The 21,778-nt window shown below is 55.5% G+C and carries 34 protein-coding genes; all 34 read left to right on the top strand.

Translation table 11 applies throughout. From position 1 onward, the window contains the following. The first annotated feature begins 203 nt into the window (after positions 1-203). The 34 genes from rpsJ (at position 204) to C7I36_RS11330 (ending at position 21,581) form a co-directional block, all read left to right on the top strand. Positions 204-515, top strand: a complete 312-nt coding sequence (gene rpsJ, locus C7I36_RS11165) for a 30S ribosomal protein S10 (protein ID WP_013343788.1) — start codon at positions 204-206, stop codon at positions 513-515. Positions 516-536: 21 nt separating this feature from the next. Then, positions 537-1,175 (top strand): 50S ribosomal protein L3, encoded by a 639-nt coding sequence (gene rplC, locus C7I36_RS11170; protein ID WP_106453792.1) that lies wholly within the window; start codon positions 537-539, stop codon positions 1,173-1,175. A 17-nt stretch (positions 1,176-1,192) separates the two neighbouring features. Beyond that, the gene (rplD, locus tag C7I36_RS11175) at positions 1,193-1,798 is read left to right on the top strand and encodes a 50S ribosomal protein L4 (RefSeq protein ID WP_106453793.1); all 606 of its coding nucleotides are present in this window, start codon (positions 1,193-1,195) and stop codon (positions 1,796-1,798) included. Beyond that, a complete protein-coding gene (rplW, locus tag C7I36_RS11180; protein WP_071473729.1) occupies positions 1,795-2,097 on the top strand; it encodes a 50S ribosomal protein L23 in 303 nt (100 codons plus the stop codon). Before rplD ends, rplW begins: the two co-directional genes overlap by 4 nt. Positions 2,098-2,114: 17 nt before the next feature. After that, the gene (gene rplB / locus C7I36_RS11185) at positions 2,115-2,939 is read left to right on the top strand and encodes a 50S ribosomal protein L2 (protein ID WP_106453794.1); all 825 of its coding nucleotides are present in this window, start codon (positions 2,115-2,117) and stop codon (positions 2,937-2,939) included. 21 nt (positions 2,940-2,960) lie between these two features. Beyond that, a complete protein-coding gene (gene rpsS, locus C7I36_RS11190) occupies positions 2,961-3,239 on the top strand; it encodes a 30S ribosomal protein S19 (RefSeq protein WP_008486816.1) in 279 nt (92 codons plus the stop codon). A gap of 10 nt (positions 3,240-3,249) precedes the next feature. Further along, complete coding sequence (gene rplV / locus C7I36_RS11195) at positions 3,250-3,582, top strand: 50S ribosomal protein L22 (RefSeq protein ID WP_094039354.1); 333 nt, start codon at positions 3,250-3,252, stop codon at positions 3,580-3,582. A gap of 18 nt (positions 3,583-3,600) precedes the next feature. After that, positions 3,601-4,296 carry a 30S ribosomal protein S3 gene (rpsC, locus tag C7I36_RS11200; protein ID WP_094039355.1) on the top strand — a complete coding sequence of 232 codons (696 nt, stop codon included), beginning with the start codon at positions 3,601-3,603 and terminating at the stop codon, positions 4,294-4,296. Positions 4,297-4,308: 12 nt separating this feature from the next. Then, on the top strand, positions 4,309-4,722 hold the full coding sequence (rplP, locus tag C7I36_RS11205; RefSeq protein ID WP_106453795.1) for a 50S ribosomal protein L16: 414 nt from the start codon (positions 4,309-4,311) through the stop codon (positions 4,720-4,722). Next, positions 4,722-4,913 (top strand): 50S ribosomal protein L29, encoded by a 192-nt coding sequence (gene rpmC, locus C7I36_RS11210; RefSeq protein WP_094039357.1) that lies wholly within the window; start codon positions 4,722-4,724, stop codon positions 4,911-4,913. The genes rplP and rpmC overlap by 1 nt, the downstream gene beginning before the upstream one ends. 1 nt (position 4,914) lies before the next feature. Continuing rightward, a complete protein-coding gene (gene rpsQ, locus C7I36_RS11215; protein WP_106453796.1) occupies positions 4,915-5,175 on the top strand; it encodes a 30S ribosomal protein S17 in 261 nt (86 codons plus the stop codon). A gap of 161 nt (positions 5,176-5,336) precedes the next feature. Beyond that, a complete protein-coding gene (rplN, locus tag C7I36_RS11220) occupies positions 5,337-5,705 on the top strand; it encodes a 50S ribosomal protein L14 (protein ID WP_014290674.1) in 369 nt (122 codons plus the stop codon). Positions 5,706-5,715: 10 nt separating this feature from the next. Next, entirely contained in the window at positions 5,716-6,033 is a 318-nt protein-coding gene (gene rplX / locus C7I36_RS11225) for a 50S ribosomal protein L24 (RefSeq protein WP_106453797.1), read from the top strand. A gap of 14 nt (positions 6,034-6,047) precedes the next feature. Then, positions 6,048-6,587 (top strand): 50S ribosomal protein L5, encoded by a 540-nt coding sequence (gene rplE / locus C7I36_RS11230; RefSeq protein ID WP_106453798.1) that lies wholly within the window; start codon positions 6,048-6,050, stop codon positions 6,585-6,587. An 11-nt stretch (positions 6,588-6,598) separates the two neighbouring features. Next, a complete protein-coding gene (gene rpsN / locus C7I36_RS11235; RefSeq protein ID WP_106453799.1) occupies positions 6,599-6,904 on the top strand; it encodes a 30S ribosomal protein S14 in 306 nt (101 codons plus the stop codon). 22 nt (positions 6,905-6,926) lie between these two features. Next, positions 6,927-7,319 carry a 30S ribosomal protein S8 gene (rpsH, locus tag C7I36_RS11240; protein WP_106453800.1) on the top strand — a complete coding sequence of 131 codons (393 nt, stop codon included), beginning with the start codon at positions 6,927-6,929 and terminating at the stop codon, positions 7,317-7,319. Between the two features lie 9 nt (positions 7,320-7,328). After that, positions 7,329-7,862: a 50S ribosomal protein L6 gene (gene rplF / locus C7I36_RS11245; RefSeq protein ID WP_106453801.1), complete on the top strand. Its 534-nt coding sequence runs from the start codon at positions 7,329-7,331 to the stop codon at positions 7,860-7,862. A gap of 9 nt (positions 7,863-7,871) precedes the next feature. Then, entirely contained in the window at positions 7,872-8,225 is a 354-nt protein-coding gene (rplR, locus tag C7I36_RS11250) for a 50S ribosomal protein L18 (protein ID WP_106453802.1), read from the top strand. Between the two features lie 14 nt (positions 8,226-8,239). Next, entirely contained in the window at positions 8,240-8,740 is a 501-nt protein-coding gene (gene rpsE / locus C7I36_RS11255) for a 30S ribosomal protein S5 (protein ID WP_106453803.1), read from the top strand. A gap of 6 nt (positions 8,741-8,746) precedes the next feature. Then, positions 8,747-8,929 carry a 50S ribosomal protein L30 gene (gene rpmD / locus C7I36_RS11260; protein WP_014290666.1) on the top strand — a complete coding sequence of 61 codons (183 nt, stop codon included), beginning with the start codon at positions 8,747-8,749 and terminating at the stop codon, positions 8,927-8,929. Positions 8,930-8,933: 4 nt separating this feature from the next. Next, complete coding sequence (gene rplO, locus C7I36_RS11265; RefSeq protein ID WP_106453804.1) at positions 8,934-9,368, top strand: 50S ribosomal protein L15; 435 nt, start codon at positions 8,934-8,936, stop codon at positions 9,366-9,368. An 8-nt stretch (positions 9,369-9,376) separates the two neighbouring features. Beyond that, positions 9,377-10,708 (top strand): preprotein translocase subunit SecY, encoded by a 1,332-nt coding sequence (gene secY / locus C7I36_RS11270; RefSeq protein WP_106453805.1) that lies wholly within the window; start codon positions 9,377-9,379, stop codon positions 10,706-10,708. 26 nt (positions 10,709-10,734) lie between these two features. Next, a complete protein-coding gene (rpmJ, locus tag C7I36_RS11275) occupies positions 10,735-10,851 on the top strand; it encodes a 50S ribosomal protein L36 (protein ID WP_014290663.1) in 117 nt (38 codons plus the stop codon). A 146-nt stretch (positions 10,852-10,997) separates the two neighbouring features. Beyond that, positions 10,998-11,354, top strand: a complete 357-nt coding sequence (gene rpsM, locus C7I36_RS11280; RefSeq protein ID WP_106453806.1) for a 30S ribosomal protein S13 — start codon at positions 10,998-11,000, stop codon at positions 11,352-11,354. A gap of 14 nt (positions 11,355-11,368) precedes the next feature. Then, positions 11,369-11,761: a 30S ribosomal protein S11 gene (rpsK, locus tag C7I36_RS11285; protein ID WP_106453807.1), complete on the top strand. Its 393-nt coding sequence runs from the start codon at positions 11,369-11,371 to the stop codon at positions 11,759-11,761. 30 nt (positions 11,762-11,791) lie between these two features. After that, positions 11,792-12,412, top strand: a complete 621-nt coding sequence (gene rpsD, locus C7I36_RS11290) for a 30S ribosomal protein S4 (protein ID WP_106453808.1) — start codon at positions 11,792-11,794, stop codon at positions 12,410-12,412. A gap of 24 nt (positions 12,413-12,436) precedes the next feature. Further along, complete coding sequence (locus tag C7I36_RS11295) at positions 12,437-13,426, top strand: DNA-directed RNA polymerase subunit alpha (protein ID WP_106453809.1); 990 nt, start codon at positions 12,437-12,439, stop codon at positions 13,424-13,426. Between the two features lie 44 nt (positions 13,427-13,470). Beyond that, the gene (gene rplQ, locus C7I36_RS11300; RefSeq protein ID WP_106453810.1) at positions 13,471-13,863 is read left to right on the top strand and encodes a 50S ribosomal protein L17; all 393 of its coding nucleotides are present in this window, start codon (positions 13,471-13,473) and stop codon (positions 13,861-13,863) included. A gap of 162 nt (positions 13,864-14,025) precedes the next feature. Further along, the gene (locus C7I36_RS11305; RefSeq protein ID WP_106453811.1) at positions 14,026-16,188 is read left to right on the top strand and encodes a NosR/NirI family protein; all 2,163 of its coding nucleotides are present in this window, start codon (positions 14,026-14,028) and stop codon (positions 16,186-16,188) included. Beyond that, entirely contained in the window at positions 16,175-18,064 is a 1,890-nt protein-coding gene (nosZ, locus tag C7I36_RS11310; protein WP_106453812.1) for a TAT-dependent nitrous-oxide reductase, read from the top strand. Before C7I36_RS11305 ends, nosZ begins: the two co-directional genes overlap by 14 nt. 8 nt (positions 18,065-18,072) lie before the next feature. Continuing rightward, positions 18,073-19,368 (top strand): nitrous oxide reductase family maturation protein NosD, encoded by a 1,296-nt coding sequence (locus C7I36_RS11315; RefSeq protein ID WP_106453813.1) that lies wholly within the window; start codon positions 18,073-18,075, stop codon positions 19,366-19,368. After that, the gene (locus C7I36_RS11320; protein ID WP_106453814.1) at positions 19,337-20,263 is read left to right on the top strand and encodes an ABC transporter ATP-binding protein; all 927 of its coding nucleotides are present in this window, start codon (positions 19,337-19,339) and stop codon (positions 20,261-20,263) included. Before C7I36_RS11315 ends, C7I36_RS11320 begins: the two co-directional genes overlap by 32 nt. Further along, positions 20,235-21,071, top strand: coding sequence for an ABC transporter permease (locus tag C7I36_RS11325; protein ID WP_106453815.1), 837 nt, complete (start codon positions 20,235-20,237; stop codon positions 21,069-21,071). The genes C7I36_RS11320 and C7I36_RS11325 overlap by 29 nt, the downstream gene beginning before the upstream one ends. Before the next feature lie 3 nt (positions 21,072-21,074). Next, a complete protein-coding gene (locus C7I36_RS11330) occupies positions 21,075-21,581 on the top strand; it encodes a nitrous oxide reductase accessory protein NosL (RefSeq protein ID WP_106453816.1) in 507 nt (168 codons plus the stop codon). Positions 21,582-21,778 lie beyond the last annotated feature (197 nt).

Consider the following 21,778-nt stretch of genomic DNA (forward strand, 5'->3'; position numbering starts at 1 on the left):
GGCTTGCAACCGCCGGCCAGATCCGTATAATGCCGCTCGCTTGGTTTATTACCAGGCGAGCCAAACAGGCTCACGTCAGGTAGCTCCTGGCTCTTTACAGGCCCCCGATATGGTGGGCACCGTTGTTAAATCACACCCCCTCCTTCCAAGTAAGGAGTCGGCGGTGTAGATTTTATGTTCTTTACCCAATTGGAGCTCTGGTAATGCAGAACCAAAGAATTCGTATCCGCCTGAAGGCGTTCGATCACCGTCTGATCGACCAGTCTACCGCGGAGATCGTAGAAACTGCCAAGCGCACTGGCGCCCAGGTTCGCGGCCCGATTCCGCTGCCGACGCGCAAAGAGCGTTACACCGTACTGATTTCTCCACACGTGAACAAAGATGCACGTGATCAGTATGAAATTCGCACTCACAAGCGTCTGGTCGACATCGTTGAGCCCACCGACAAGACTGTCGATGCGCTGATGCGTCTGGATCTGGCTGCTGGCGTCGACGTCCAGATCAGCCTGGGCTAATAACGGAAAGAGGTTTTATCAATGGCAATCGGTCTAGTAGGTCGTAAGCTGGGTATGACCCGTGTCTTCACCGAAGACGGCGTGTCCATCCCGGTCACCGTTATCGAAGTAGATGCCAACCGTGTTACCCAGGTGAAAACACTGGAAAAGGATGGCTATGCGGCCATTCAGGTGACCACTGGCACCAAGAAAGCGAACCGCATCACCAAACCGGAAGCGGGTCACTTCGCTAAAGCCGGTGTGGAAGCGGGCCGCGGTCTGTGGGAATTCCGCCTGGGTTCAGGCGAAGGCGACAGCATCGAAGTCGGTGCCGAGCTGAAAGTCGACATCTTTGCTGATGTCAAGAAAGTAGACGTTACCGGTACTTCCAAAGGTAAGGGTTTCGCTGGCGGCGTTAAGCGCTGGAACTTCCGTACCCAGGACATGACCCACGGTAACTCCTTGTCTCACCGCGCTCCGGGTTCCATCGGTCAGAACCAGACTCCGGGCCGCGTGTTCAAAGGCAAGAAAATGGCCGGTCACCTGGGCGCTGAGCGGGTAACCACTCAGAATCTGGAAGTGGTCCGCGTTGATGTTGATCGTAACCTGCTGCTCATCAAAGGTGCAGTCCCGGGTGCGACTAACGGCAACGTCATCGTTAAACCTGCCGTTAAAGCGTAACGTCTGAGGAGATAGTAATGGAATTGGTAATGAAAGACGCGCAAGGCGCTCTTGAAGTTTCCGAAACTACCTTCGGGCGTGAGTTCAACGAAGCCCTGGTGCATCAGGTTGTTGTGGCCTATGCCGCCGGTGCTCGTCAAGGTACTCGTGCTCAGAAGACCCGTTCCGAAGTGTCCGGCGGCGGCAAGAAGCCGTGGCGCCAGAAGGGCACTGGCCGGGCCCGTGCCGGTACCATCCGCTCTCCGCTGTGGCGTTCCGGTGGTGTGACCTTCGCGGCCAAGCCGCAGGATCACAGCCAGAAGGTCAACAAGAAGATGTACCGTGGTGCCATCAAGAGCATCCTCTCCGAGCTGGTACGTCAAGAGCGTCTGATCGTGGTCGAGAAGTTCGGTGTGGAAGCGCCGAAAACCAAAGAACTGGTTGCCAAACTGAAGCAGTGGGATCTGAACGACGTTCTGATCGTGACTGGCGAAGTGGACGAGAACCTGTTCCTGGCCGCCCGCAACCTGTACAAGGTTGACGTGCGTGACGTGGCCGGTATCGACCCGGTTTCTCTGATCGCGTTCGACAAGGTACTGGTAACTGCCGACGCAGTTAAGCAAATCGAGGAGATGCTGGCATGATCCGTGAAGAGCGTATTCTGAAAGTTCTGAAGGCGCCGCATATCTCTGAAAAAAGCACCATGGTAGCCGAAAAGACCAACACTATCGTGTTCAAGGTTGCCAAGGATGCTACCAAGGCTGAAGTGAAAGCCGCGGTCGAGAAGCTGTTCGAAGTTGAAGTAAAAGATGTTCGCACGTTGCTGGTCAAGGGTAAAACCAAGCGCACCGGTAACCGCATGGGCCAACGTTCCGACTGGAAAAAGGCCTACGTGACCCTGAAAGAAGGTCAGGACATCGACTTCATCGGCGGTGCCGAGTAAGAGAGGAGTAATTAACAATGGCAATCGTAAAATGTAAGCCTACTTCTCCGGGTCGCCGTCATGTAGTTCAGATCAGCAACCCGGAACTGTACAAAGGCAAGCCGTTTGCAGCCCTGCTGGACAAAAAGTCCAAGACTGGTGGCCGTAACAACGCTGGCCGTACCACTGTTCGTCATATCGGCGGTGGTCACAAGCAGCACTACCGTATCATCGACTTCAAGCGCAACAAGGACGGTATTCCGGCCAAGGTAGAGCGTTTGGAATATGATCCGAACCGCTCTGCCAACATCGCTCTGGTGCTGTACGCAGACGGTGAGCGTCGTTACATCCTGGCCCCGAAAGGCGTTCAGGCCGGCGACCAGCTGCTGTCTGGCGACGCGGCTCCGATCAAGGCCGGTAACTGCCTGCCGATGCGCAACATTCCCGTGGGCTCTACCGTTCACGCGATTGAAATGAAGCCTGGCAAAGGCGCGCAAATCGCCCGTTCCGCCGGTACTTACGCCCAGATCCTGGCGCGTGAAGGCAGCTATGTCACCCTGCGTCTGCGCTCCGGCGAAGTGCGCAAGGTGCTGGCCGAGTGCCGTGCCACCCTGGGTGAAGTAGGCAACGCTGAGCACATGCTGCGTCAGCTGGGTAAAGCCGGTGCACAGCGCTGGCGTGGTGTTCGCCCGACCGTACGTGGTGTGGCGATGAACCCGGTAGACCACCCGCACGGTGGTGGTGAAGGTCGTACCTCCGGTGGCCGTCACCCGGTTACTCCTTGGGGTAAACCGACCAAGGGCGCCAAGACCCGTAAAAACAAGCGTACCGACAAGTTCGTTGTACGTCACCGTAACAAGTAATAGTTTTTTAGAGGTATCACCATGCCACGTTCTCTCAAGAAAGGTCCGTTTATCGACCTGCACTTGCTGAAGAAGGTAGAGAAAGCGGTGGAAAGCGGGGATAAAAAGCCAATTAAAACTTGGTCCCGTCGTTCAATGATCATTCCGAACATGATCGGTTTGACCATCGCTGTCCATAATGGTCGTCAGCACGTACCTGTCTACGTTTCCGATGAAATGATCGGTCACAAGCTGGGTGAATTTGCACCGACTCGTACTTATCGCGGTCATGCCGCCGATAAGAAGGCCAAGAAGCGTTAAGGGGTAACAGATGGAAGCTATAGCTAAACACCGCTTTGCTCGTACTTCTGCCCAGAAGGCGCGCCTGGTAGCCGATCAAGTTCGCGGCCTGTCCGTAGACAAGGCACTGAATGTCCTGGCTTTCAGCCCGAAAAAGGCTGCCGTTCTGGTCAAAAAGGTTCTGGAATCTGCCATTGCCAATGCCGAGCACAATGAAGGTGCGGATATCGATGAGCTGAAAGTGGCCAAGATCTTCGTTGACGAGGGTCCCACCATGAAGCGTATTCGTCCTCGTGCCAAGGGCCGCGCGGACCGTATCATGAAGCGTACCAGCCACATCACTGTGGTTGTGTCCGACCGCTAAGAGGCTAGGAGATAAGCAATGGGCCAGAAAGTACACCCGAATGGTATTCGCTTAGGGATCACCAAGCCTTTTAACTCGACCTGGTTTGCGAATACCAAGGACTTCGCTGACAACCTGCACAGCGATTTTCAAGTGCGTCAGTACCTGAATAAGGAACTGAAAAACGCCTCCGTTTCTCGGATCGTGATCGAGCGTCCGGCCAAGAGCATCCGTGTGACCATTCACACTGCTCGTCCCGGCGTCGTGATCGGCAAGAAAGGCGAAGACGTGGAAAAACTGCGCAAGCACGTGGCCAACCTGGCCGGCGTACCTGCTCAGATCAACATTTCCGAAGTGCGTAAGCCTGAGCTGGACGGTCAGCTGGTTGCCGATTCTATCGCCTCCCAGCTGGAGCGCCGCGTGATGTTCCGTCGCGCCATGAAGCGCGCGGTTCAAAACGCCATGCGCATCGGCGCCAAAGGCATCAAGGTGGAAGTGAGCGGTCGTCTGGGCGGCGCTGAAATCGCGCGTACCGAATGGTACCGTGAAGGTCGTGTGCCCCTGCACACCCTGCGTGCCGACATCGACTATGCAACTTCTGAAGCATCTACCACTTACGGCATCATTGGCGTAAAGGTTTGGATCTTCAAGGGTGAGGTACTGGGTGGCCTGCAAGCCGTTGCCCAAGAGCCGCAAGCCCCGGCCAAACCCAAGCGCAAAGGCCGCGGTAAGTAAGGAGACTCGGACATGTTGCAACCGAAACGTACAAAATTCCGTAAAGTCCACAAAGGCCGTAACCGCGGTGTGGCGACCTCAGGCAACCTGATTTCCTTCGGTTCCTTTGGTCTGAAGGCGACCACGCGTGGACGCATCACTGCTCGCCAAATCGAAGCAGCGCGTCGTGCGATGACTCGTCACGTCAAGCGTCAAGGCAAGATCTGGATCCGTATTTTCCCGGACAAGCCCATTACCGAAAAGCCCCTCGAAGTTCGTATGGGTAAAGGTAAGGGTAACGTGGAGTACTGGGTCGCCCAGATCCAGCCGGGTCGTGTCCTGTACGAGATGGACGGTGTACCTGAGTCACTGGCTCGCGAAGCCTTTGCACTGGCGGCTGCCAAGCTGCCGGTTAGGACCACTTTCGTAACTCGGACGGTGATGTGATGAAAGCACAAGATCTGCGTGAAAAGAGTGTTGAAGAACTGAACCAGGAGCTGCTGGGCCTGCTGCGCGAGCAGTTCAACCTGCGCATGCAAGCGAGCACTGGCCAACTGGCTCAGACCCACAACCTCAAAAAGGTACGCCGCGACATCGCGCGTGTGAAGACTGTTCTGAACCAAAAGGCAGGTGCCTAAGATGAGCGAACAAACCATTCGTACTCTGCAGGGCCGTGTAGTCAGCGACAAGATGGACAAGTCCATCACTGTGGCTATCAACCGCTTCGTGAAACACCCGATCTACGGGAAGTACATCAAGCGTACTACCAAGCTGCACGTTCATGACGAGAACAATGAGTGCAAGACCGGCGACGTCGTGACCATCCGCGAGTGCCGCCCGATCTCCAAGACCAAGTCTTGGACCCTGGTAAAAATCATTGAGCGTCCGGTGAAAGCCTGACGATCTCTGGTATACTTACCCGGTCAAACGGCCCAGCGATGGGCCGTTTGTTTTTTACACTACCTTTTCTGGATTGGCGGTGCTATAATGCCGCGCCTTCTTTGGCAGCCAACATATCCCGAATAAGGGTTTTAAAGTAGTCACTTTAGCGGAGCACTAACATGATCCAAATGCAAAGTATGCTGGACGTGGCCGACAACTCCGGTGCGCGCAGCGTAATGTGTATTAAGGTCCTGGGTGGTTCGCACCGCCGCTACGCCGGCATCGGCGACATCATCAAAGTTACCGTCAAGGAAGCAATTCCGCGCGGTAAGGTTAAAAAAGGTGATGTAATGAACGCGGTGGTCGTACGCACTCGTAAAGGCGTTCGTCGTCCGGACGGCTCTGTCATCCGTTTCGACCGTAATGCGGCCGTGATTTTGAACAACAATCACCAGCCGATCGGTACTCGTATTTTTGGTCCGGTGACTCGTGAACTTCGCTCTGAGAAGTTCATGAAGATTGTTTCACTGGCACCTGAAGTACTGTAAGGAGTCAACGATGGCAGCAAAAATCCGTCGCGATGACGAAGTCATCATTCTTACCGGCAAGGACAAGGGCAAGCGTGGCACTGTCACCAAGGTCCTGACCCAGGAAGGTAAGGTTATCGTCTCAGGTATCAACCTGGTCAAGAAACACCAGAAGCCCGTGCCCCAACTGGGTCAGGCTGGCGGTATCATCGACCTGGAAGCACCGATTGACGTATCTAACGTTGCGCTGTTCAACTCTGCCTCCGGCAAAGCTGACCGCGTAGGTTTCCGGATTGAAGACGGCAAGAAAGTCCGCTTCTTCAAATCCACCGGCGAACTTGTGAAGTAATTGGAGTTTATACGATGGCGAAACTGCATGATTACTACAAAGAAACTGTAGTAAAAGAACTGATGAGCCAGTTCGGGTACAAGACTATCATGCAAGTCCCTCGGATTGAGAAAATCACCCTGAACATGGGTGTGGGTGAAGCCCTGGCTGATAAAAAGATCCTGGACAATGCCGCTGCCGATCTGGCCGCCATTTCCGGTCAAAAGCCGCTGGTCACCAAAGCTCGTAAATCCGTTGCTGGCTTCAAAATCCGTGAAGGCTACCCCATTGGTTGTAAAGTAACTCTGCGCGGCGAGCGCATGTGGGAATTCCTGGAGCGTCTGATTTGCATCTCTATCCCCCGGATCCGTGACTTCCGTGGCCTGAACCCTAAGTCGTTCGATGGTCGTGGTAACTACTCCATGGGTGTACGCGAGCAAATCATTTTCCCTGAAATCGATTATGACAAGGTAGATCGTGTGCGTGGTCTCGACATCACCATCACCACCACTGCCCAGTCAGACGAAGAAGGTCGTGCTCTGCTGGCTGCCTTTGACTTCCCATTCCGTAAGTAAGGTGTAGGGTTATGGCAAAACAATCAATGAAAGCTCGCGAAGTCAAGCGCGCAAAACTGGCTGAGAAGTATTCAGCCAAGCGTCAGGCACTGAAAGACATCATCTCCAACGTCAACACTTCTGACGAAGATCGTTGGGATGCGGTGCTGAAACTGCAGCAACTGCCCCGTGACGCAAGCCCCTCTCGTCAGCGTAACCGCTGCAACATCACCGGTCGTCCGCACGGTTTCCTGCGGAAGTTCGGTCTGAGCCGCATCAAGGTGCGCGAACTGATGATGAAGGGTGAAATTCCGGGCCTGAAGAAGGCTTCTTGGTAAGCGAACACGGGAGTAATACACAATGAGCATGCAAGATCCGATCGCGGATATGCTGACCCGCATCCGCAACGGTCAGGCAGCCAACAAAGTTGCTGTCACCATGCCCTCTTCCAAGGTCAAAGTGGCGATTGCCAAGGTCCTGAAGGAAGAAGGTTATATCACTGACTATAAAGTTGCTGGTGAAACCAAAGCCGAACTGGAAGTGACTCTGAAGTACTTCCAGGGTGAGCCGGTGGTTGAAATGATCCAGCGCGTCAGCCGCCCCGGTCTGCGCATCTATAAGAAGCGCGACGAACTGCCGAAAGTCATGGCAGGCATGGGTGTGGCTATCGTTTCCACGTCTAAAGGTGTGATGACCGACCGTGCCGCGCGTAAAGCCGGTATGGGTGGTGAGATCATCTGCTACGTTGCTTAAGGAGTAGATATGTCCCGCGTTGCTAAGGCACCTATCGAAATTCCTGCCGGCGTAGAAGTGGCGTTGAACGGCCAGGAAATTACCATCAAGGGTAGCAAAGGTACTCTGAATCGTACCCTCAATGCTGCTGTTGAAATCAGCCAGGAAGACAACCTGTTGAAGTTTGCCCCGCGTGAAAACGTGGCCAACGCCAATGCCCAGGCCGGTACTGCCCGTGCCCTGGTCAACAACATGGTTATCGGTGTTACCCAAGGCTTCGAACGCAAGCTGCAGCTGGTTGGTGTAGGTTATCGCGCTCAGATGAAAGGCAATGCTATCGCACTGTCTCTGGGTTTCTCTCATCCGGTTGAGCATGCACTGCCTGAAGGCGTGTCCGCTGAGTGTCCGTCCCAGACCGAGATCGTTCTCAAGTCTGCCGACAAACAGCTGATTGGTCAGGTTGCTGCCAATATTCGTGCGTACCGCAAGCCCGAGCCCTACAAAGGCAAAGGTGTTCGCTATTTCGGCGAACAGGTCCGCAGCAAAGAGGCTAAGAAGAAGTAAGGTAACACTATGGACAAAAAAGCAGCTCGTATCCGCCGTGCTACCAAAGCACGCAAAAAGATGCTGGAACTGGGTGCGACTCGCCTGGTGGTTCACCGTACTCCGCGCCACATCTATGCACAGGTTATTGCACCGAACAGTTCTGCCGTACTGGCTTCCGCGTCTACCGTGGAAAAGTCACTGCGCGAACAGGTGAAATACACCGGTAACATCGATGCCGCCGCGCTGGTCGGTAAAACCGTCGCCGAGCGTGCACTCGAAAAGGGCGTGACCAACGTCGCTTTCGACCGTTCCGGTTTCCAATATCACGGTCGTGTAGCCGCTCTGGCCGCTGCTGCTCGTGAAGCTGGTCTTCAGTTCTAAGGGTGGAGTCGAAAATGGCAAAAATCGAAGCTCAAGCCGGTGAACTGCAAGAGAAGCTCATTGCAGTCAACCGTGTATCAAAAGTCGTTAAAGGTGGTCGTATCTTCTCCTTCACCGCATTGACTGTGGTAGGTGACGGTAACGGTCGCATTGGTTTTGGTTACGGCAAAGCCCGTGAAGTTCCCGCCGCCATCCAGAAGGCGATGGAGCAGGCTCGCCGCAACATGCGTACCGTTGGTCTGAACAACGGCACCCTGTTCCATCCGGTCAAGGGTCGCCACTCTGGCTCCAACGTGTTCATGCAGCCCGCTTCCGAGGGTACCGGTATCATCGCCGGTGGTGCCATGCGCGCCGTCCTGGAAGTGGCTGGCGTGCACAACGTGCTGGCCAAGACCTACGGTTCCACCAACCCGAACAACGTAGTTCGCGCTACCATCGACGCTCTGACTCATATGAAGTCGCCCGAGCAAGTCGCTGCCAAGCGTGGTCTGAGCGTTGACGAAATACTGGGGTAATGCGCCATGGCTAACAAGACTGTAAAAGTAACTCAGACTCGTAGCTCCATCGGCCGTCTGCCTAAGCATAAGGCAACGCTGCGTGGCCTGGGTCTGCGTCGCATCGGTCACACCGTTGAGCTGGAAGATACAGCTTGTGTACGCGGTATGATCAACCAGGTTTACTACATGGTTAAGGTTGAGGAGTAATCGCATGCGTTTGAATACTCTGTCTCCTGCCGCCGGCTCCAAGCCTTCCGCCAAGCGCGTAGGTCGTGGTATCGGTTCCGGTTTGGGCAAGACCGGTGGCCGCGGCCACAAGGGTCAAAAATCCCGCTCCGGTGGCAAGGTTCGTAACGGTTTTGAGGGCGGTCAGATGCCGCTGAAACAGCGTCTGCCGAAGTTTGGTTTTACTTCGCGCAAGGCCCTGGTCAGCGCCGAAGTCCGCCTGAGTGAACTGGCGAAAGTTGAAGGTGAAGTGGTGGATCTGAACACCCTTAAGCAAGCTGGCTTGGTTACCAAGAACATCCAGTTTGCCAAGGTTGTACTGTCCGGTACCATTGACCGTCAAGTGACTGTGGTTGGTCTCGGTGTCACCAAGGGTGCCCGTGCCGCCATCGAAGCCGCCGGCGGGAAAATCGAGGAATAATAAGTACTATGGCCAAGAAACCAGGATTAGAAGCTAAAAACGCACAGGGCGGGCTGAGTGAACTGAAAAGCCGTCTGCTTTTCGTTCTGATCGCGATTATCGTGTTCCGTGCCGGCTCTTACGTGCCTATTCCTGGTATTGACGCCGCCGTACTTGCCGACTTGTTCCAGCAACAACAGGGCACCATCATTGAAATGTTCAACATGTTCAGTGGTGGCGCTCTGGAACGAGCGTCCATCCTGGCGCTGGGGATAATGCCGTATATTTCTGCGTCCATTATCATCCAGCTGCTGACTGTGGTTCACCCCGCCTTGGCCGAGCTTAAGAAGGAAGGTGAATCAGGCCGTCGCAAGATCAGTCAGTATACCCGGTATGGTACGTTGGTTCTGGGCACCATCCAGGCCATCGGTATCGCCACCGGTCTGCCGAACATGATGCCGGGGCTCGTGATCAATCCGGGTTTCGGTTTCTATTTTACGGCAGTGGTGAGCCTGGTCACCGGTACCATGTTTTTGATGTGGTTGGGTGAGCAGATTACCGAACGAGGCATTGGCAATGGTATCTCGTTGATTATCTTCGTGGGTATTGTTGCCGGTTTGCCTTCGGCCATCGGTGCCACGGCAGAGCAGGCGCGTCAGGGGGAATTGCACATTCTGTTGCTGTTGCTGCTGGCCGTGATTGTGTTTGCGGTAACCTACTTCGTGGTCTTTGTTGAGCGTGGCCAGCGCCGCATTGTGGTGAACTACGCCAAGCGCCAACAGGGTCGCCAGGTTTTTGCGGCACAGAGTACACACCTGCCCTTGAAAGTGAACATGGCGGGGGTTATTCCAGCGATTTTTGCATCCAGCATCATTCTCTTCCCGGGAACCGTAGCCTCCTGGTTCGGTCAGGGTGAAGGGTGGTTTGCCAACCTGCTGCAGGAGCTGTCGCTCACGCTGCAGCCCGGCCAGCCGTTGTATGTGATGTTGTATGCCGCTGCCATCATCTTCTTCTGCTTCTTCTACACCGCGCTGGTGTTCAACCCGCGCGAGACAGCAGACAATCTGAAGAAGAGTGGTGCCTTCATTCCGGGGATCCGCCCGGGTGAGCAGACAGCGCGCTATATCGATAAAGTGATGACTCGCCTGACCCTGGTCGGTGCCCTGTACATTACCTTTATCTGTCTGGTTCCACAGTTCCTGATGACAGCCTGGAACGTCCAGTTTTACTTTGGCGGAACCTCGCTGTTAATTATTGTGGTCGTCATCATGGATTTCATGGCTCAGGTGCAAACCCACATGATGTCTCATCAGTATGGCGATGTCCTGAGAAAAGCGAACCTGAAGGGCTACAACCGTTAAGGTTCGGTTATTTACGGAGTTAAGCAATGAAAGTCCGTGCTTCCGTTAAGGCTATTTGCCGTAACTGCAAGATCATCAAGCGTCACGGCGTTATCCGCGTGATCTGCACCTCTGACCCCAAGCACAAGCAGCGCCAGGGTTAAGGTTAAAAAAGTTACGATTTAGCTTGAAAATTGAAGGCAGGCTGGCTAAAGTGGCCAGCCACCTTTGTTGGGTGTATGTGTAGTCATTACGTATCCTAGACGGGCTTTGTAATGGCTTATTATTTTTAAGTATGTAGGAGTGCATAGTGGCCCGTATCGCTGGCATTAACATTCCTGACCATAAACATGCCGTCATTGCTTTGACTGCTATTTATGGCGTCGGCCGTACCCGCTCTAAAGCCATTTGTGCTGCAGCCGGTATCGCTGAGGATGTGAAAATTAAAGAATTGGATGAAGCTCAGGTAGAATCTCTGCGTGAGCAAGTGGCTAAGTTCACCGTAGAAGGTGACCTGCGTCGCGAAGTCTCCATGAACATCAAGCGTCTGATGGACCTGGGTTGTTACCGAGGTTTGCGTCATCGTCGCAGCCTACCCGTTCGCGGTCAGCGCACCAAGACCAACGCCCGTACGCGTAAAGGTCCTCGTAAACCGATCAAGAAATAACGGGAAGGTAGATCATGGCTAAAACTCCGGCTCGTAATGCACGTAAGCGCATCAAAAAGCAGGTGAGCGATGGCATTGCCCACGTTCATGCATCTTTCAACAACACCATAGTAACCATTACCGACCGTCAGGGTAATGCCCTGTCCTGGGCGACCGCCGGTGGTTCAGGTTTCCGTGGTTCCCGCAAGTCCACCCCGTTCGCTGCTCAGGTAGCCGCCGAACGCGCCGGTGAGATTGCCAAGGAATACGGTGTTAAAAACCTGGAAGTAATGGTGAAAGGTCCGGGTCCGGGCCGTGAGTCATCCATCCGTGCGTTGAATGCTGCGGGTTTCCGCATCACCAACATCACCGATGTGACTCCCATCCCGCACAACGGTTGTCGTCCTCCCAAGAAGCGTCGCGTATAACCCTTCTTGTAGGATAGTTGGAGAAAGAACATGGCAAGATATCTGGGTCCCAAGCTCAAGCTGAGCCGTCGCGAGGGCACTGACCTCTTCCTGAAGTCAGGCGTTCGCGCGATCGATTCAAAATGTAAAATTGATACCGCACCCGGTCAACATGGCGCCCGCAAGCCGCGCCTGTCCGACTACGGTGTACAGCTGCGTGAAAAGCAAAAAGTTCGTCGTATCTATGGCGTGCTGGAAAAGCAATTCCGCAACTACTATAAAGAAGCTGCCCGCCTGAAAGGCAACACTGGTGAGAACCTGCTGCAGCTGCTGGAAGGTCGTCTGGACAACGTCGTTTACCGCATGGGTTTTGGTGCCACTCGCGCCGAGTCTCGTCAGCTGGTCAGCCACAAGGCTATCCTGGTGAACGGTAAGGTTGTCAACATTCCTTCCTTCCAAGTTTCTCCCGAGGACGTCGTCAGCGTTCGTGAGAAGGCCAAGAAGCAAGCCCGGATCAAAGCCGCTCTGGAAGTGTCCGGTCAACGTGAAAAGCCGACTTGGGTAGAGGTTGATGCTACCAACATGCAAGGCACCTACAAGCGCCTGCCTGAGCGTAGCGACCTGTCTGCCGAGATTAACGAACAGCTGATCGTCGAGCTTTACTCCAAGTAAAGCCGGCTTCTAAGAGAGGACACAATGCAGGGTTCTGTAACAGATTTTCTTAAGCCGCGTCTGGTTGATATCGAACAGATCAGCCCGACTCATGCCAAAGTGACTCTCGAGCCGCTGGAGCGTGGCTTTGGTCATACATTGGGTAATGCGCTGCGTCGTATTCTGCTTTCTTCCATGCCGGGCTGTGCCATCACCGAAGTTGAACTCGACGGTGTATTGCATGAATACAGCAGCAAGGAAGGTATCCAGGAAGATATCCTGGAAATCCTGCTCAACCTCAAAGAGGTTGCCATCAAGCTGGAAGGCAAGGACGAAGTTACCCTGTCACTGACCAAAACTGGTGCAGGTCCCGTCACTGCAGGCGACATCACCCATGGTGATGACGTCGAGATCGTTAACCCAGACCATGTCATCTGTCATCTGACAGGGGATGAGGCCGAAATCAGCATGCGTCTCAAAGTGCAGCGCGGCCGCGGCTATATTCCTGCTGCTGCCCGTGCCCACACCGAAGACGACGAGCGTCCTATTGGACGCCTGTTGCTGGACGCGGCCTACAGCCCCGTGGTTCGTATCGCCTACAATGTAGAGGCGGCCCGTGTTGAACAGCGTACCGATCTGGACAAGCTGGTTATCGACATGGAGACCAACGGCACCCTGGATCCGGAAGAAGCCATCCGTCGTGCGGCCACCATCATGGCCGAGCAATTGGAAGCTTTTGTGGATCTGCGTGACGTCAGCGAGCCGGAAGAGAAGGAAGACAAGCCTGAGTTCGATCCCATACTGCTGCGTCCTGTCGACGATCTGGAACTGACTGTTCGTTCTGCGAACTGTCTGAAGGCAGAAGCGATCCATTACATTGGTGATCTGGTACAGCGTACCGAGGTGGAGCTGCTCAAGACTCCCAACCTGGGTAAAAAATCTCTTACCGAGATTAAGGACGTGTTGGCGTCTCGTGGTTTGTCTCTGGGCATGCGCCTGGAGAACTGGCCGCCTGCCAGCATCGCTGATGAATAAACCGGATCACGGGTTTTACCGATTTAGTTAGGAAGGATTAGGTCATGCGCCATCGTAAGAGTGGTCGTCAACTGAACCGGAACAGCAGCCACCGTCAGGCCATGTTCCGCAACATGGCCAGCTCCTTGGTTCGTCATGAAGTTATCAAGACGACTCTGCCCAAGGCTAAAGAGCTGCGTCGTGTGGTTGAACCTCTGATCACACTGGCCAAGAGCGACAGTGTTGCTAACCGTCGCCTGGCATTTGCCCGCACTCGCGACAGCGAAGTGGTTGGCAAGCTGTTCAACGAACTGGGACCCCGCTACCAGGAGCGTCCGGGTGGTTACACCCGCATCCTGAAGTGCGGTTTCCGTGCTGGCGACAACGCCCCTATGGCTTATATCGAGCTGGTAGGTCGCGACGTTGAAGCCACAGAAGCAGCCGCTTCTGAAGAATAAAAAATCAAAAGCCGGGTTCGCCCGGCTTTTTCTTTCCCGCATATTCCCACCCGAATCCCTCTTCTCTGCTATACCTCTTTACTGTACCTGATCTGGATCAAGCACCAACGGACTCTTTTGCAGCATTATTTTGCAATTAAAATGTAAGTTATAGGCAGCCTTATGTCAGTACTACGGAGCCTGGTTTTCCTGTTGTTTCTCGCCGCCACTGCCCTGGTGCAGGCTGCTGAAGGCCCTGATCCTGTCGAGCAGTTGGCCGACTGGTATCCCGGAGCCGAGATCGTCCCCGTTAGTCAACCCTTTGCCGGCTGGCATATCAACAGGGCCGGGCAGCCGGCCCGCTATGCCTTCCTGACCCGACAGTTCGCCGATATCCCCGCCTATTCGGGTAAACCGGTGGAGCTGCTGCTGGTAATGGATGAACAGGGCAGACTGGAACAAAGCCGCGTGGTTGAACACCATGAGCCGATATTGCTGATTGGCATTCCCGAGATCAAGCTGACCGAATTTGTCGATCAGTACCGGGGAATCGAGGCCAGTGAACGGGTACAGGTCGGTTTGTCCCGGCGTGACGATATTCATTCGGTGGATGGCGTTACCGGAGCTACGGTAACGGTTATGGTCATTAACCAGACCATCATGCGGGCGTTGCGCTCGGCTAAGGCGTCTCTGGCCCAGGGGGATATTCAGTCCGCTCCCGATCTTGCCGGTGAGGCCGTGACCCTGAACAACCAGTGGCAAGAGCGTGACTGGAATGAACTGAGAGACCGCCAACTGATCCGCCGCCTGCATCTCACCCAGGGCGAGGTGGAGCAGGCTTTTGCTGGTACTCGAGCGGCGTCGCGTACGCCGCCGGCCGAGCCGGAACAGGCGTTCATGGAGCTTTATTTCGCGCCCCTGGGCATGGCGGACGCCGGTATCAACCTGCTGGGCCAGCAGCAATACGATCGCCTGATGGCGAGCCTGGAGCCCGGTGATCAGCCGGTGCTGGTGGTGGCCAACAGTGATTACAGTTTCCGTGGTAACGGCTTTGTGCGCGGTGGTATTTTCGACCGTATCCGGCTGTGGCAGGATGCAGAGGAAATCGCCTTCCGTGATATGGATTACCAGCGCCTGGCGCCGTCGGATCTGCTGGCCGAAGATACGCCCGAATTTGGCGAGCTGGCCATTTTTATTGCCCGGGCCAACAGCCTGGACTTGACCCGCCCCTGGCAATTTGAACTGATGGTACGCCGTCAGGTTGGGGCGCTGGACAGCGAATTCACCAGCTTTTATGCCGACTACCAGCTGCCCGATGCCTACCTGAACCTGCCGGCACCACAACATACCGCTGCAACGGACTGGGAAGAAGACGAGACACCCTTGTGGGTCAGTGTCTGGCAGCACAAGGCCGTGCAGCTTGCGGTACTGGCTGTGGGCCTGGTGGTGCTGGTGATCATTTTATTTCTGCAGGATTGGCTGGTGCAGCATCCGACCCTGTTGCACCGGATCCGTATCGGCTATTTGTGCTACACGCTCTTCTTCATCGGCTGGTACAGCCTGGCCCAGTTGTCGGTGGTGAATGTATTTACCTTCCTGCACTCCCTCTTTACCGGCTTCCAGTGGTCCTCCTTCCTGCTTGATCCCATGATGTTCATCCTGTGGAGTTTCGTCGCCCTTACCCTGTTGCTATGGGGCAGGGGCATCTTCTGCGGCTGGCTCTGTCCCTTCGGTGCCCTGCAGGAGCTGGTCAACGAAGCTGCACGCAAGCTGAAAATAAAACAGTTCACGGTACCTTTTGCTCTGCATGAGCGGATGTGGGCGCTCAAGTATCTGATTTTATTGGGCCTGTTCGGACTGTCTTTACAGTCTCTGGCCCTGGCAGAGCAGGCGGCGGAAGTGGAGCCGTTCAAAACGGCCATGACGCTGCGCTTTATGCGCGAATGGGGCTATGTGGCCTATGCCCTGGGCTGGGTGGTGCTGTCACTGTTTGTACGCAAGGCCTACTGCCGCTATATCTGCCCCCTGGGTGCTGCGCTTGCCGTACCGGCCCGGCTGCGGCTGTTCGACTGGCTCAAGCGCCGGCAGGAATGTGGCACGCCTTGCCAATTGTGCGCCAAGGAGTGTGAAGTCCAGGCCATCCATCCGGACGGGCGTATCAACGCCAACGAATGCCATCATTGCCTGGATTGCCAAGTTACCTACTACAACCAACGCAAGTGTCCGCCACTGGTCATGAAAGCCAAGAAACGCCGCCAGCGCGAGCTGGAGCGGGAAGCGGCTCGCATCAAGATCACTAACGTGGATACCACAGGACTACAAGGAGAGTCTAATGAGCAAGCATGACCAACATGAAGAGCTGAGCGAGCATGTCAAACTGAGCCGGCGCCTGTTCCTGGGGGGCTCATCCGCCCTGCTGGCTACGGCCGCCGCTGGCGGTGGCCTGAGCCTGGCCTCGTCTCCCGCACTGGCGGCGGCGGCGGCGCAAAATGCCCATGTGGCTCCCGGTGAGCTGGATGAATACTACGGTTTCTGGAGCGGCGGCCACCAGGGAGAGGTGCGGGTACTGGGCGTTCCTTCCATGCGTGAGCTGATGCGCATCCCGGTGTTCAACGTGGACTCGGCTACCGGCTGGGGGCTAACCGACGAAAGCAAGCGGATCATGGGAGAGAGCAGCAAGTACCTCAACGGAGACTGCCACCATCCCCATATCTCCATGACCGATGGCCACTACGACGGTAAATATTTGTTTATCAATGATAAAGCTAACAGTCGAGTGGCGCGTATCCGGCTGGATATCATGAAATGCGACAAGATGGTCACCATCCCCAATGTGCAGGCCATCCATGGACTGCGTCTGCAGAAGGTGCCCCACACCCAGTACGTGTTCTGCAATGCCGAATTCATCATTCCCCATCCGAACGATGGCAGCAACCTGAAAAACCTGGATGCCGCCGAAAAATTCACCATGTTCAACGCCGTTGATGCCGAGACCATGGAGGTAGCTTTCCAGGTCATCGTCGACGGCAACCTGGATAATACCGATGCCTGCTACACCGGCAAGTATGCCGCCTCCACCTGCTACAACTCGGAAGGTGCCACTGATCTGGGCGGCATGATGCGCAACGAGCGGGACTGGGTAACAGTATTCAATATTCCCCGTATCGAAGCGGCGATCAAGGCCGGCAATTTCACCACCCTGGGGGACTCCAAGGTACCGGTGCTGGACGGCCGCAAGGGTTCGGCGCTGACCCGCTATATACCTGTGCCGAAAAATCCCCATGGTCTCAATACTTCGCCCGACGGCAAGTACTTTATCGCCAACGGCAAGCTGTCGCCGACCGTCTCCATGATCGAGATTGCCAAACTGGACGATCTGTTCGAAGACAAATTCGACGACCCCCGTGCCGTCATTGCCGCCGAGCCGGAATTGGGCCTGGGGCCGCTGCATACCACCTTCGATGGTCGCGGCAACGCCTACACCACTCTTTTTATCGACAGCCAGGTGGTGAAATGGAACATGGCCGATGCCGTGAAGGCCTACAATGGTGAGGATGTCAACTATATCCGCCAGAAGCTGGATGTACAGTACCAGCCCGGCCACAACCATGCCTCCCATACCGAGGCGAGGGATGCGGACGGTAAATGGCTGGTGGTATTGTGCAAGTTCTCCAAGGATCGCTTCCTGCCGGTGGGACCGCTGCATGCGGAAAACGATCAGTTGATCGACATCTCCGGCGAAGAGATGAAGCTGGTGCACGATGGTCCTACCTTTGCCGAGCCCCACGACTGTATCCTGATCAAGCGCAACATGCTCAATCCCAAGAAAATATGGGATCGTAACGACCCCTTCTTCGCTGATACCGTGGCCATGGCGGCCAAGGATGGCGTGACCCTGGAGCGGGACAACAAGGTGATCCGAGACGGCAATAAGGTGCGGGTCTACATGACCTCGGTGGCGCCGACCTACGGTATTCAGGAGTTCACTGTCAAGCAGGGTGATGAAGTCACCGTGGTGGTGACCAACCTGGACATGATCGAGGATGTGAGCCACGGCTTTTGCATGGTTAACCACGGCGTGAGCATGGAGATCAGCCCCCAGCAGACCTCTTCCATCACTTTTGTGGCAGATAAACCCGGGGTGCATTGGTACTACTGCAACTGGTTCTGTCATGCCCTGCACATGGAAATGGTTGGTCGCATGTTCGTCGAGCCGGCATAAGGCGTGGCATGAACAGGCTATGGCTATTGCTGTTATGGCTTGCCTGGCCGCTGGCGGCGGAGGTTCGGCTGACGCCGGCCTCCGTGGCCGGGCTGGAGCAACTGGCCGAAGGGGAAACCGTGGTGCTGGCCGCCGGCGTGTATCCGGCGTTGCGAATTGCTCGTCCGCTCATCCTGAAAGGGGAGAAGGGGGCGGTGATCGATGCCGGTGGCCAGGGTCACGGCCTTTATCTGGATGCCCCGGGCATCCGGGTATCCGATCTTGACGTGCGCAACTGGGGCCGGGATTTGGGCGCCCTGGATGCGGGCGTTTTTATCAGTGAACGGGCTCATGGCACGGCTGTTGTCCGGTTGCGCCTGCAAGGGCCGGGTTTTGGTATCTGGGCCGACCGAGCGAGCGGACTGCAGCTGCTCGACAATGACATCCGTGGTGATCAAACGTTGCGTTCCCAGGACAGGGGGAATGGTATTCACCTGTTCAACGTCAGTGACAGCGAGGTTGCCCGTAATCGTATTCGTCATACCCGTGACGGCATCTATATCGACTACAGCAACCATAACCGTTTGATTGATAATCGGCTGAGCGAGCTACGCTACGGCATCCACTATATGTATTCCAACCATAACGAGGTCAGCGGCAACCACAGCCGGCGGACCCGTACCGGCTATGCCCTGATGCAATCACGGCAATTAACGGTGGTCGACAATATTTCCGAGCAGGATGAGAACTACGGCATCCTGATGAATTACATTACTTATTCCCGTATCAGCGACAACCGGGTGAGTGGCGTCAAAGCCAACAGCCGCCTGCTCAACCCCAGGGGGGCGGAAGGCAAGGCTTTATTCGCCTATCACGCCGTGGGCAATGAAATCAGCGGTAACTGGCTGGGGCACAGTGATTTGGGCCTGCACATGACCGCCGGATCGGAACAAAACAGCATCTTCGACAATGCCTTGGTCGGCAACCGGACCCAGGTCCGCTATGTTTCCAATCGTCCCCAGGAATGGTCGCGCGATGGTCGAGGTAACTTCTGGAGCGACTATCAGGGTTGGGATCTGAACCAGGACGGCCTGGGCGACATTGCCCACGAGCCCAATGACGGCATGGATCGGGTGCTATGGCAATATCCGGCGGCCCGCTGGCTGATGAACGCACCTGTGGTCAGTCTGTTACGCTGGATTCAACAACAGTTTCCGGTATTCAAGGGGCCGGGAGTGCGGGATTCATTCCCGCTGATGGCATTGCCCGAAGGCATGTACGACAGGAGGAGCAATGAGCATTATCCGCTTACGGCAGGTCAGTAAGCAGTTCGCCGACAAAAAGGCGCTGCAGCAGGTATCGCTGGCGGTGTCGTCCGGTGAGGTGCTTGGGCTGCTCGGCCATAACGGCGCCGGCAAAACCACCAGTATCAAGCTGATCCTGGGACTGTTGCGACCCGATGCAGGGGAAGTGAGGGTGATGGATCAGGATCCTGCCTTGGACGCTTTCCGGGAGCTGCGTCGGCATATCGGATTTCTACAGGAAAATGTTAGTTTCTACGATCAATTAACCGGCGCCGAAGTCATCGGCTACCTGGCCCGACTCAAGGGCATGGTGCCCAAACAGGGCATGGTCTTGCTGGAACGCCTGGGGCTGGCAGAGGCAGCCGGGCGTCGGGTCAAAACCTATTCCAAGGGGATGCGGCAGCGGCTGGGACTGGCCCAGGCGCTGTTGGGTCAACCCAGAATATTGCTGCTGGATGAGCCGACCGTTGGCCTGGATCCCCTGGCGACCCGGGATTTTTACGAGCAGATTGACGAACTGCGCCGGCAGGGCTGCGCCATCATCCTCTGTTCCCATGTATTGGCAGGCGTTGAGCCCTACCTGGATCGCATCGCCGTGATGGGACAAGGACGCTTGCTGGCGTCCGGCAGTCTGGCTGAATTGCGCGCCGAGTCCCGCTTGCCGGTGACCCTTACACTTTACGGCGATAACCTGGAAACCCAGTTGCCAGAGTCCTGCCGAGATCTGGTTTACCAATCCAGTCCGGGGCAGTTGGCCTTACAGAGTCCTCCCGAGCAGCAAAAGCTGCTGGCTCAAGCCATCTGTAGTCTGCCCGGACTTCAGGATTTCCACTGGCAGCAGCCCAACCTGCCCGAGTTGTATCAACATATCTGTTACGGAGCCGCCGATGGCCATACTACTGATTATCGCCCGTAAGGAGTGGTTGGACGGATTGCGTAACCGCTGGATATTGGCGATTTCCCTGATGCTGTGGGGACTGGCTGTCGGCCTGGCTTATTTCGGCGGTGTCGCCTCCGGTTTGGTGGGATTTACCTCCATAGAATCCACCCTGGCGAGCCTGGCCAGCCTGGCGGTGGTGATATTGCCGCTGATTGCCCTGCTGCTCGGGCATGATGCCCTGATCGGAGAGGTTGAACGGGGCACCCTGTTATTGTTGCTGACCTATCCCATCACCCCCGGCCAACTGTTGGTGGGCAAGTTTATGGGGCAGGCGTTGATGCTGGCGGTCGCCACTGGACTGGGTTTTGGCAGTGCGGCCCTGACACTGCTGCTGCTGACCCCTGAACTGGACAGCGGCCTGGTTCTTAAGCTGTTCAGCGCCTTGGTATTATCGGCCATCCTGCTCGGCTGGATTTTTCTGGCCATGGCTTATGTGTTGAGCGCCTGGGTCAGTGAAAAGGGCAAGGCGGCGGGAGCCTCGTTGATTCTTTGGTTTTTCTTTGTGGTGGTATTTGACCTGTTGATGCTGGGCCTGCTGATCGGCTTGCCCGAACAGCTGGATTTCGCTTCGTTGCCCTATTTGATGTTGTTCAATCCGGCGGACATCTTCCGTATCTTTAATCTGGAGTTGCTTTCTTCCAGTGAGGTCAAAAGTGGGGTCATGGTGGCGGGCAGCGAACTTGCCTTGGGCTCGGGTGGCCTCCTTGGCTGCCTGCTGTTGTGGCTACTGCTGCTGATGTTATTAGCCCGTTTTCTTTTTCAACGTTCCTTGATAAGGATTTGAGTTATGCGTTTGTTTGCATTCGTGCTCCTGCTTCCCATCTTACTGCTGTCCGGTTGTGGAGATAGGATAGAGGAGCAGGCCAGGCGTGCCGTGGAGATAGAGCAGGGGGATGAATGCCATCTGTGTGGCATGGTCATCAGCCGTTTTCCCGGTCCCAAAGGCGAGGCATACGAGCAGGGCGAAGAGCAGGTCCGCAAGTTTTGCTCTACCCGCGATTTGATGAACTGGGCACTGGATCCGGAGAATCGCCATGCACGTCAGCAAATTTGGGTACATGATATGAGCGTTGTCCCTTGGGAAGAGCCGGATGATGAACAATTCATCGACGCAGAAGCTGCTTGGTATGTTGTAGGTTCTAGCCGAACCGGAGCCATGGGGCCGACATTGGCCAGCTTCGGCCAGCAGACTGTCGCCGAGCAGTTTGCCAGTCAATATGGCGGTCAGGTATTGGCATTCCGGGAGCTGACTTTGGAGAATATCAATCAGGATGGCCAGCACCAGATGCACTGATGCTGTGCATAACCCTGTGGCTAAGCTGTATGTTTGCTGGGTTAATCGGCATTCGGTGCTTGGGGCGACGTTTTTCACCAAAAAGCCCTTGCGCAAATCCGGCGGCTCCCTATAATGCGCCCTCACTGACACGGCACAACACGCCAACGTCAACAAGCAGTAAAAACTTCGGTTTAACCGCTTGACGAACACCAAGG

The organism is Zobellella taiwanensis (assembly GCF_003012795.1).
Classification (GTDB): domain Bacteria; phylum Pseudomonadota; class Gammaproteobacteria; order Enterobacterales; family Aeromonadaceae; genus Oceanimonas; species Oceanimonas taiwanensis.

Coding starts and splice junctions, on each gene's coding strand:
- rpsJ (WP_013343788.1), top strand. CDS start 204: ATGCAGAACCAAAGAATTCGTATCCGCCTGAAGGCGTTCGATCACCGT.
- rplC (WP_106453792.1), top strand. CDS start 537: ATGGCAATCGGTCTAGTAGGTCGTAAGCTGGGTATGACCCGTGTCTTC.
- rplD (WP_106453793.1), top strand. CDS start 1,193: ATGGAATTGGTAATGAAAGACGCGCAAGGCGCTCTTGAAGTTTCCGAA.
- rplW (WP_071473729.1), top strand. CDS start 1,795: ATGATCCGTGAAGAGCGTATTCTGAAAGTTCTGAAGGCGCCGCATATC.
- rplB (WP_106453794.1), top strand. CDS start 2,115: ATGGCAATCGTAAAATGTAAGCCTACTTCTCCGGGTCGCCGTCATGTA.
- rpsS (WP_008486816.1), top strand. CDS start 2,961: ATGCCACGTTCTCTCAAGAAAGGTCCGTTTATCGACCTGCACTTGCTG.
- rplV (WP_094039354.1), top strand. CDS start 3,250: ATGGAAGCTATAGCTAAACACCGCTTTGCTCGTACTTCTGCCCAGAAG.
- rpsC (WP_094039355.1), top strand. CDS start 3,601: ATGGGCCAGAAAGTACACCCGAATGGTATTCGCTTAGGGATCACCAAG.
- rplP (WP_106453795.1), top strand. CDS start 4,309: ATGTTGCAACCGAAACGTACAAAATTCCGTAAAGTCCACAAAGGCCGT.
- rpmC (WP_094039357.1), top strand. CDS start 4,722: ATGAAAGCACAAGATCTGCGTGAAAAGAGTGTTGAAGAACTGAACCAG.
- rpsQ (WP_106453796.1), top strand. CDS start 4,915: ATGAGCGAACAAACCATTCGTACTCTGCAGGGCCGTGTAGTCAGCGAC.
- rplN (WP_014290674.1), top strand. CDS start 5,337: ATGATCCAAATGCAAAGTATGCTGGACGTGGCCGACAACTCCGGTGCG.
- rplX (WP_106453797.1), top strand. CDS start 5,716: ATGGCAGCAAAAATCCGTCGCGATGACGAAGTCATCATTCTTACCGGC.
- rplE (WP_106453798.1), top strand. CDS start 6,048: ATGGCGAAACTGCATGATTACTACAAAGAAACTGTAGTAAAAGAACTG.
- rpsN (WP_106453799.1), top strand. CDS start 6,599: ATGGCAAAACAATCAATGAAAGCTCGCGAAGTCAAGCGCGCAAAACTG.
- rpsH (WP_106453800.1), top strand. CDS start 6,927: ATGAGCATGCAAGATCCGATCGCGGATATGCTGACCCGCATCCGCAAC.
- rplF (WP_106453801.1), top strand. CDS start 7,329: ATGTCCCGCGTTGCTAAGGCACCTATCGAAATTCCTGCCGGCGTAGAA.
- rplR (WP_106453802.1), top strand. CDS start 7,872: ATGGACAAAAAAGCAGCTCGTATCCGCCGTGCTACCAAAGCACGCAAA.
- rpsE (WP_106453803.1), top strand. CDS start 8,240: ATGGCAAAAATCGAAGCTCAAGCCGGTGAACTGCAAGAGAAGCTCATT.
- rpmD (WP_014290666.1), top strand. CDS start 8,747: ATGGCTAACAAGACTGTAAAAGTAACTCAGACTCGTAGCTCCATCGGC.
- rplO (WP_106453804.1), top strand. CDS start 8,934: ATGCGTTTGAATACTCTGTCTCCTGCCGCCGGCTCCAAGCCTTCCGCC.
- secY (WP_106453805.1), top strand. CDS start 9,377: ATGGCCAAGAAACCAGGATTAGAAGCTAAAAACGCACAGGGCGGGCTG.
- rpmJ (WP_014290663.1), top strand. CDS start 10,735: ATGAAAGTCCGTGCTTCCGTTAAGGCTATTTGCCGTAACTGCAAGATC.
- rpsK (WP_106453807.1), top strand. CDS start 11,369: ATGGCTAAAACTCCGGCTCGTAATGCACGTAAGCGCATCAAAAAGCAG.
- rpsD (WP_106453808.1), top strand. CDS start 11,792: ATGGCAAGATATCTGGGTCCCAAGCTCAAGCTGAGCCGTCGCGAGGGC.
- C7I36_RS11295 (WP_106453809.1), top strand. CDS start 12,437: ATGCAGGGTTCTGTAACAGATTTTCTTAAGCCGCGTCTGGTTGATATC.
- rplQ (WP_106453810.1), top strand. CDS start 13,471: ATGCGCCATCGTAAGAGTGGTCGTCAACTGAACCGGAACAGCAGCCAC.
- C7I36_RS11305 (WP_106453811.1), top strand. CDS start 14,026: ATGTCAGTACTACGGAGCCTGGTTTTCCTGTTGTTTCTCGCCGCCACT.
- nosZ (WP_106453812.1), top strand. CDS start 16,175: ATGAGCAAGCATGACCAACATGAAGAGCTGAGCGAGCATGTCAAACTG.
- C7I36_RS11315 (WP_106453813.1), top strand. CDS start 18,073: ATGAACAGGCTATGGCTATTGCTGTTATGGCTTGCCTGGCCGCTGGCG.
- C7I36_RS11320 (WP_106453814.1), top strand. CDS start 19,337: ATGAGCATTATCCGCTTACGGCAGGTCAGTAAGCAGTTCGCCGACAAA.
- C7I36_RS11325 (WP_106453815.1), top strand. CDS start 20,235: ATGGCCATACTACTGATTATCGCCCGTAAGGAGTGGTTGGACGGATTG.
- C7I36_RS11330 (WP_106453816.1), top strand. CDS start 21,075: ATGCGTTTGTTTGCATTCGTGCTCCTGCTTCCCATCTTACTGCTGTCC.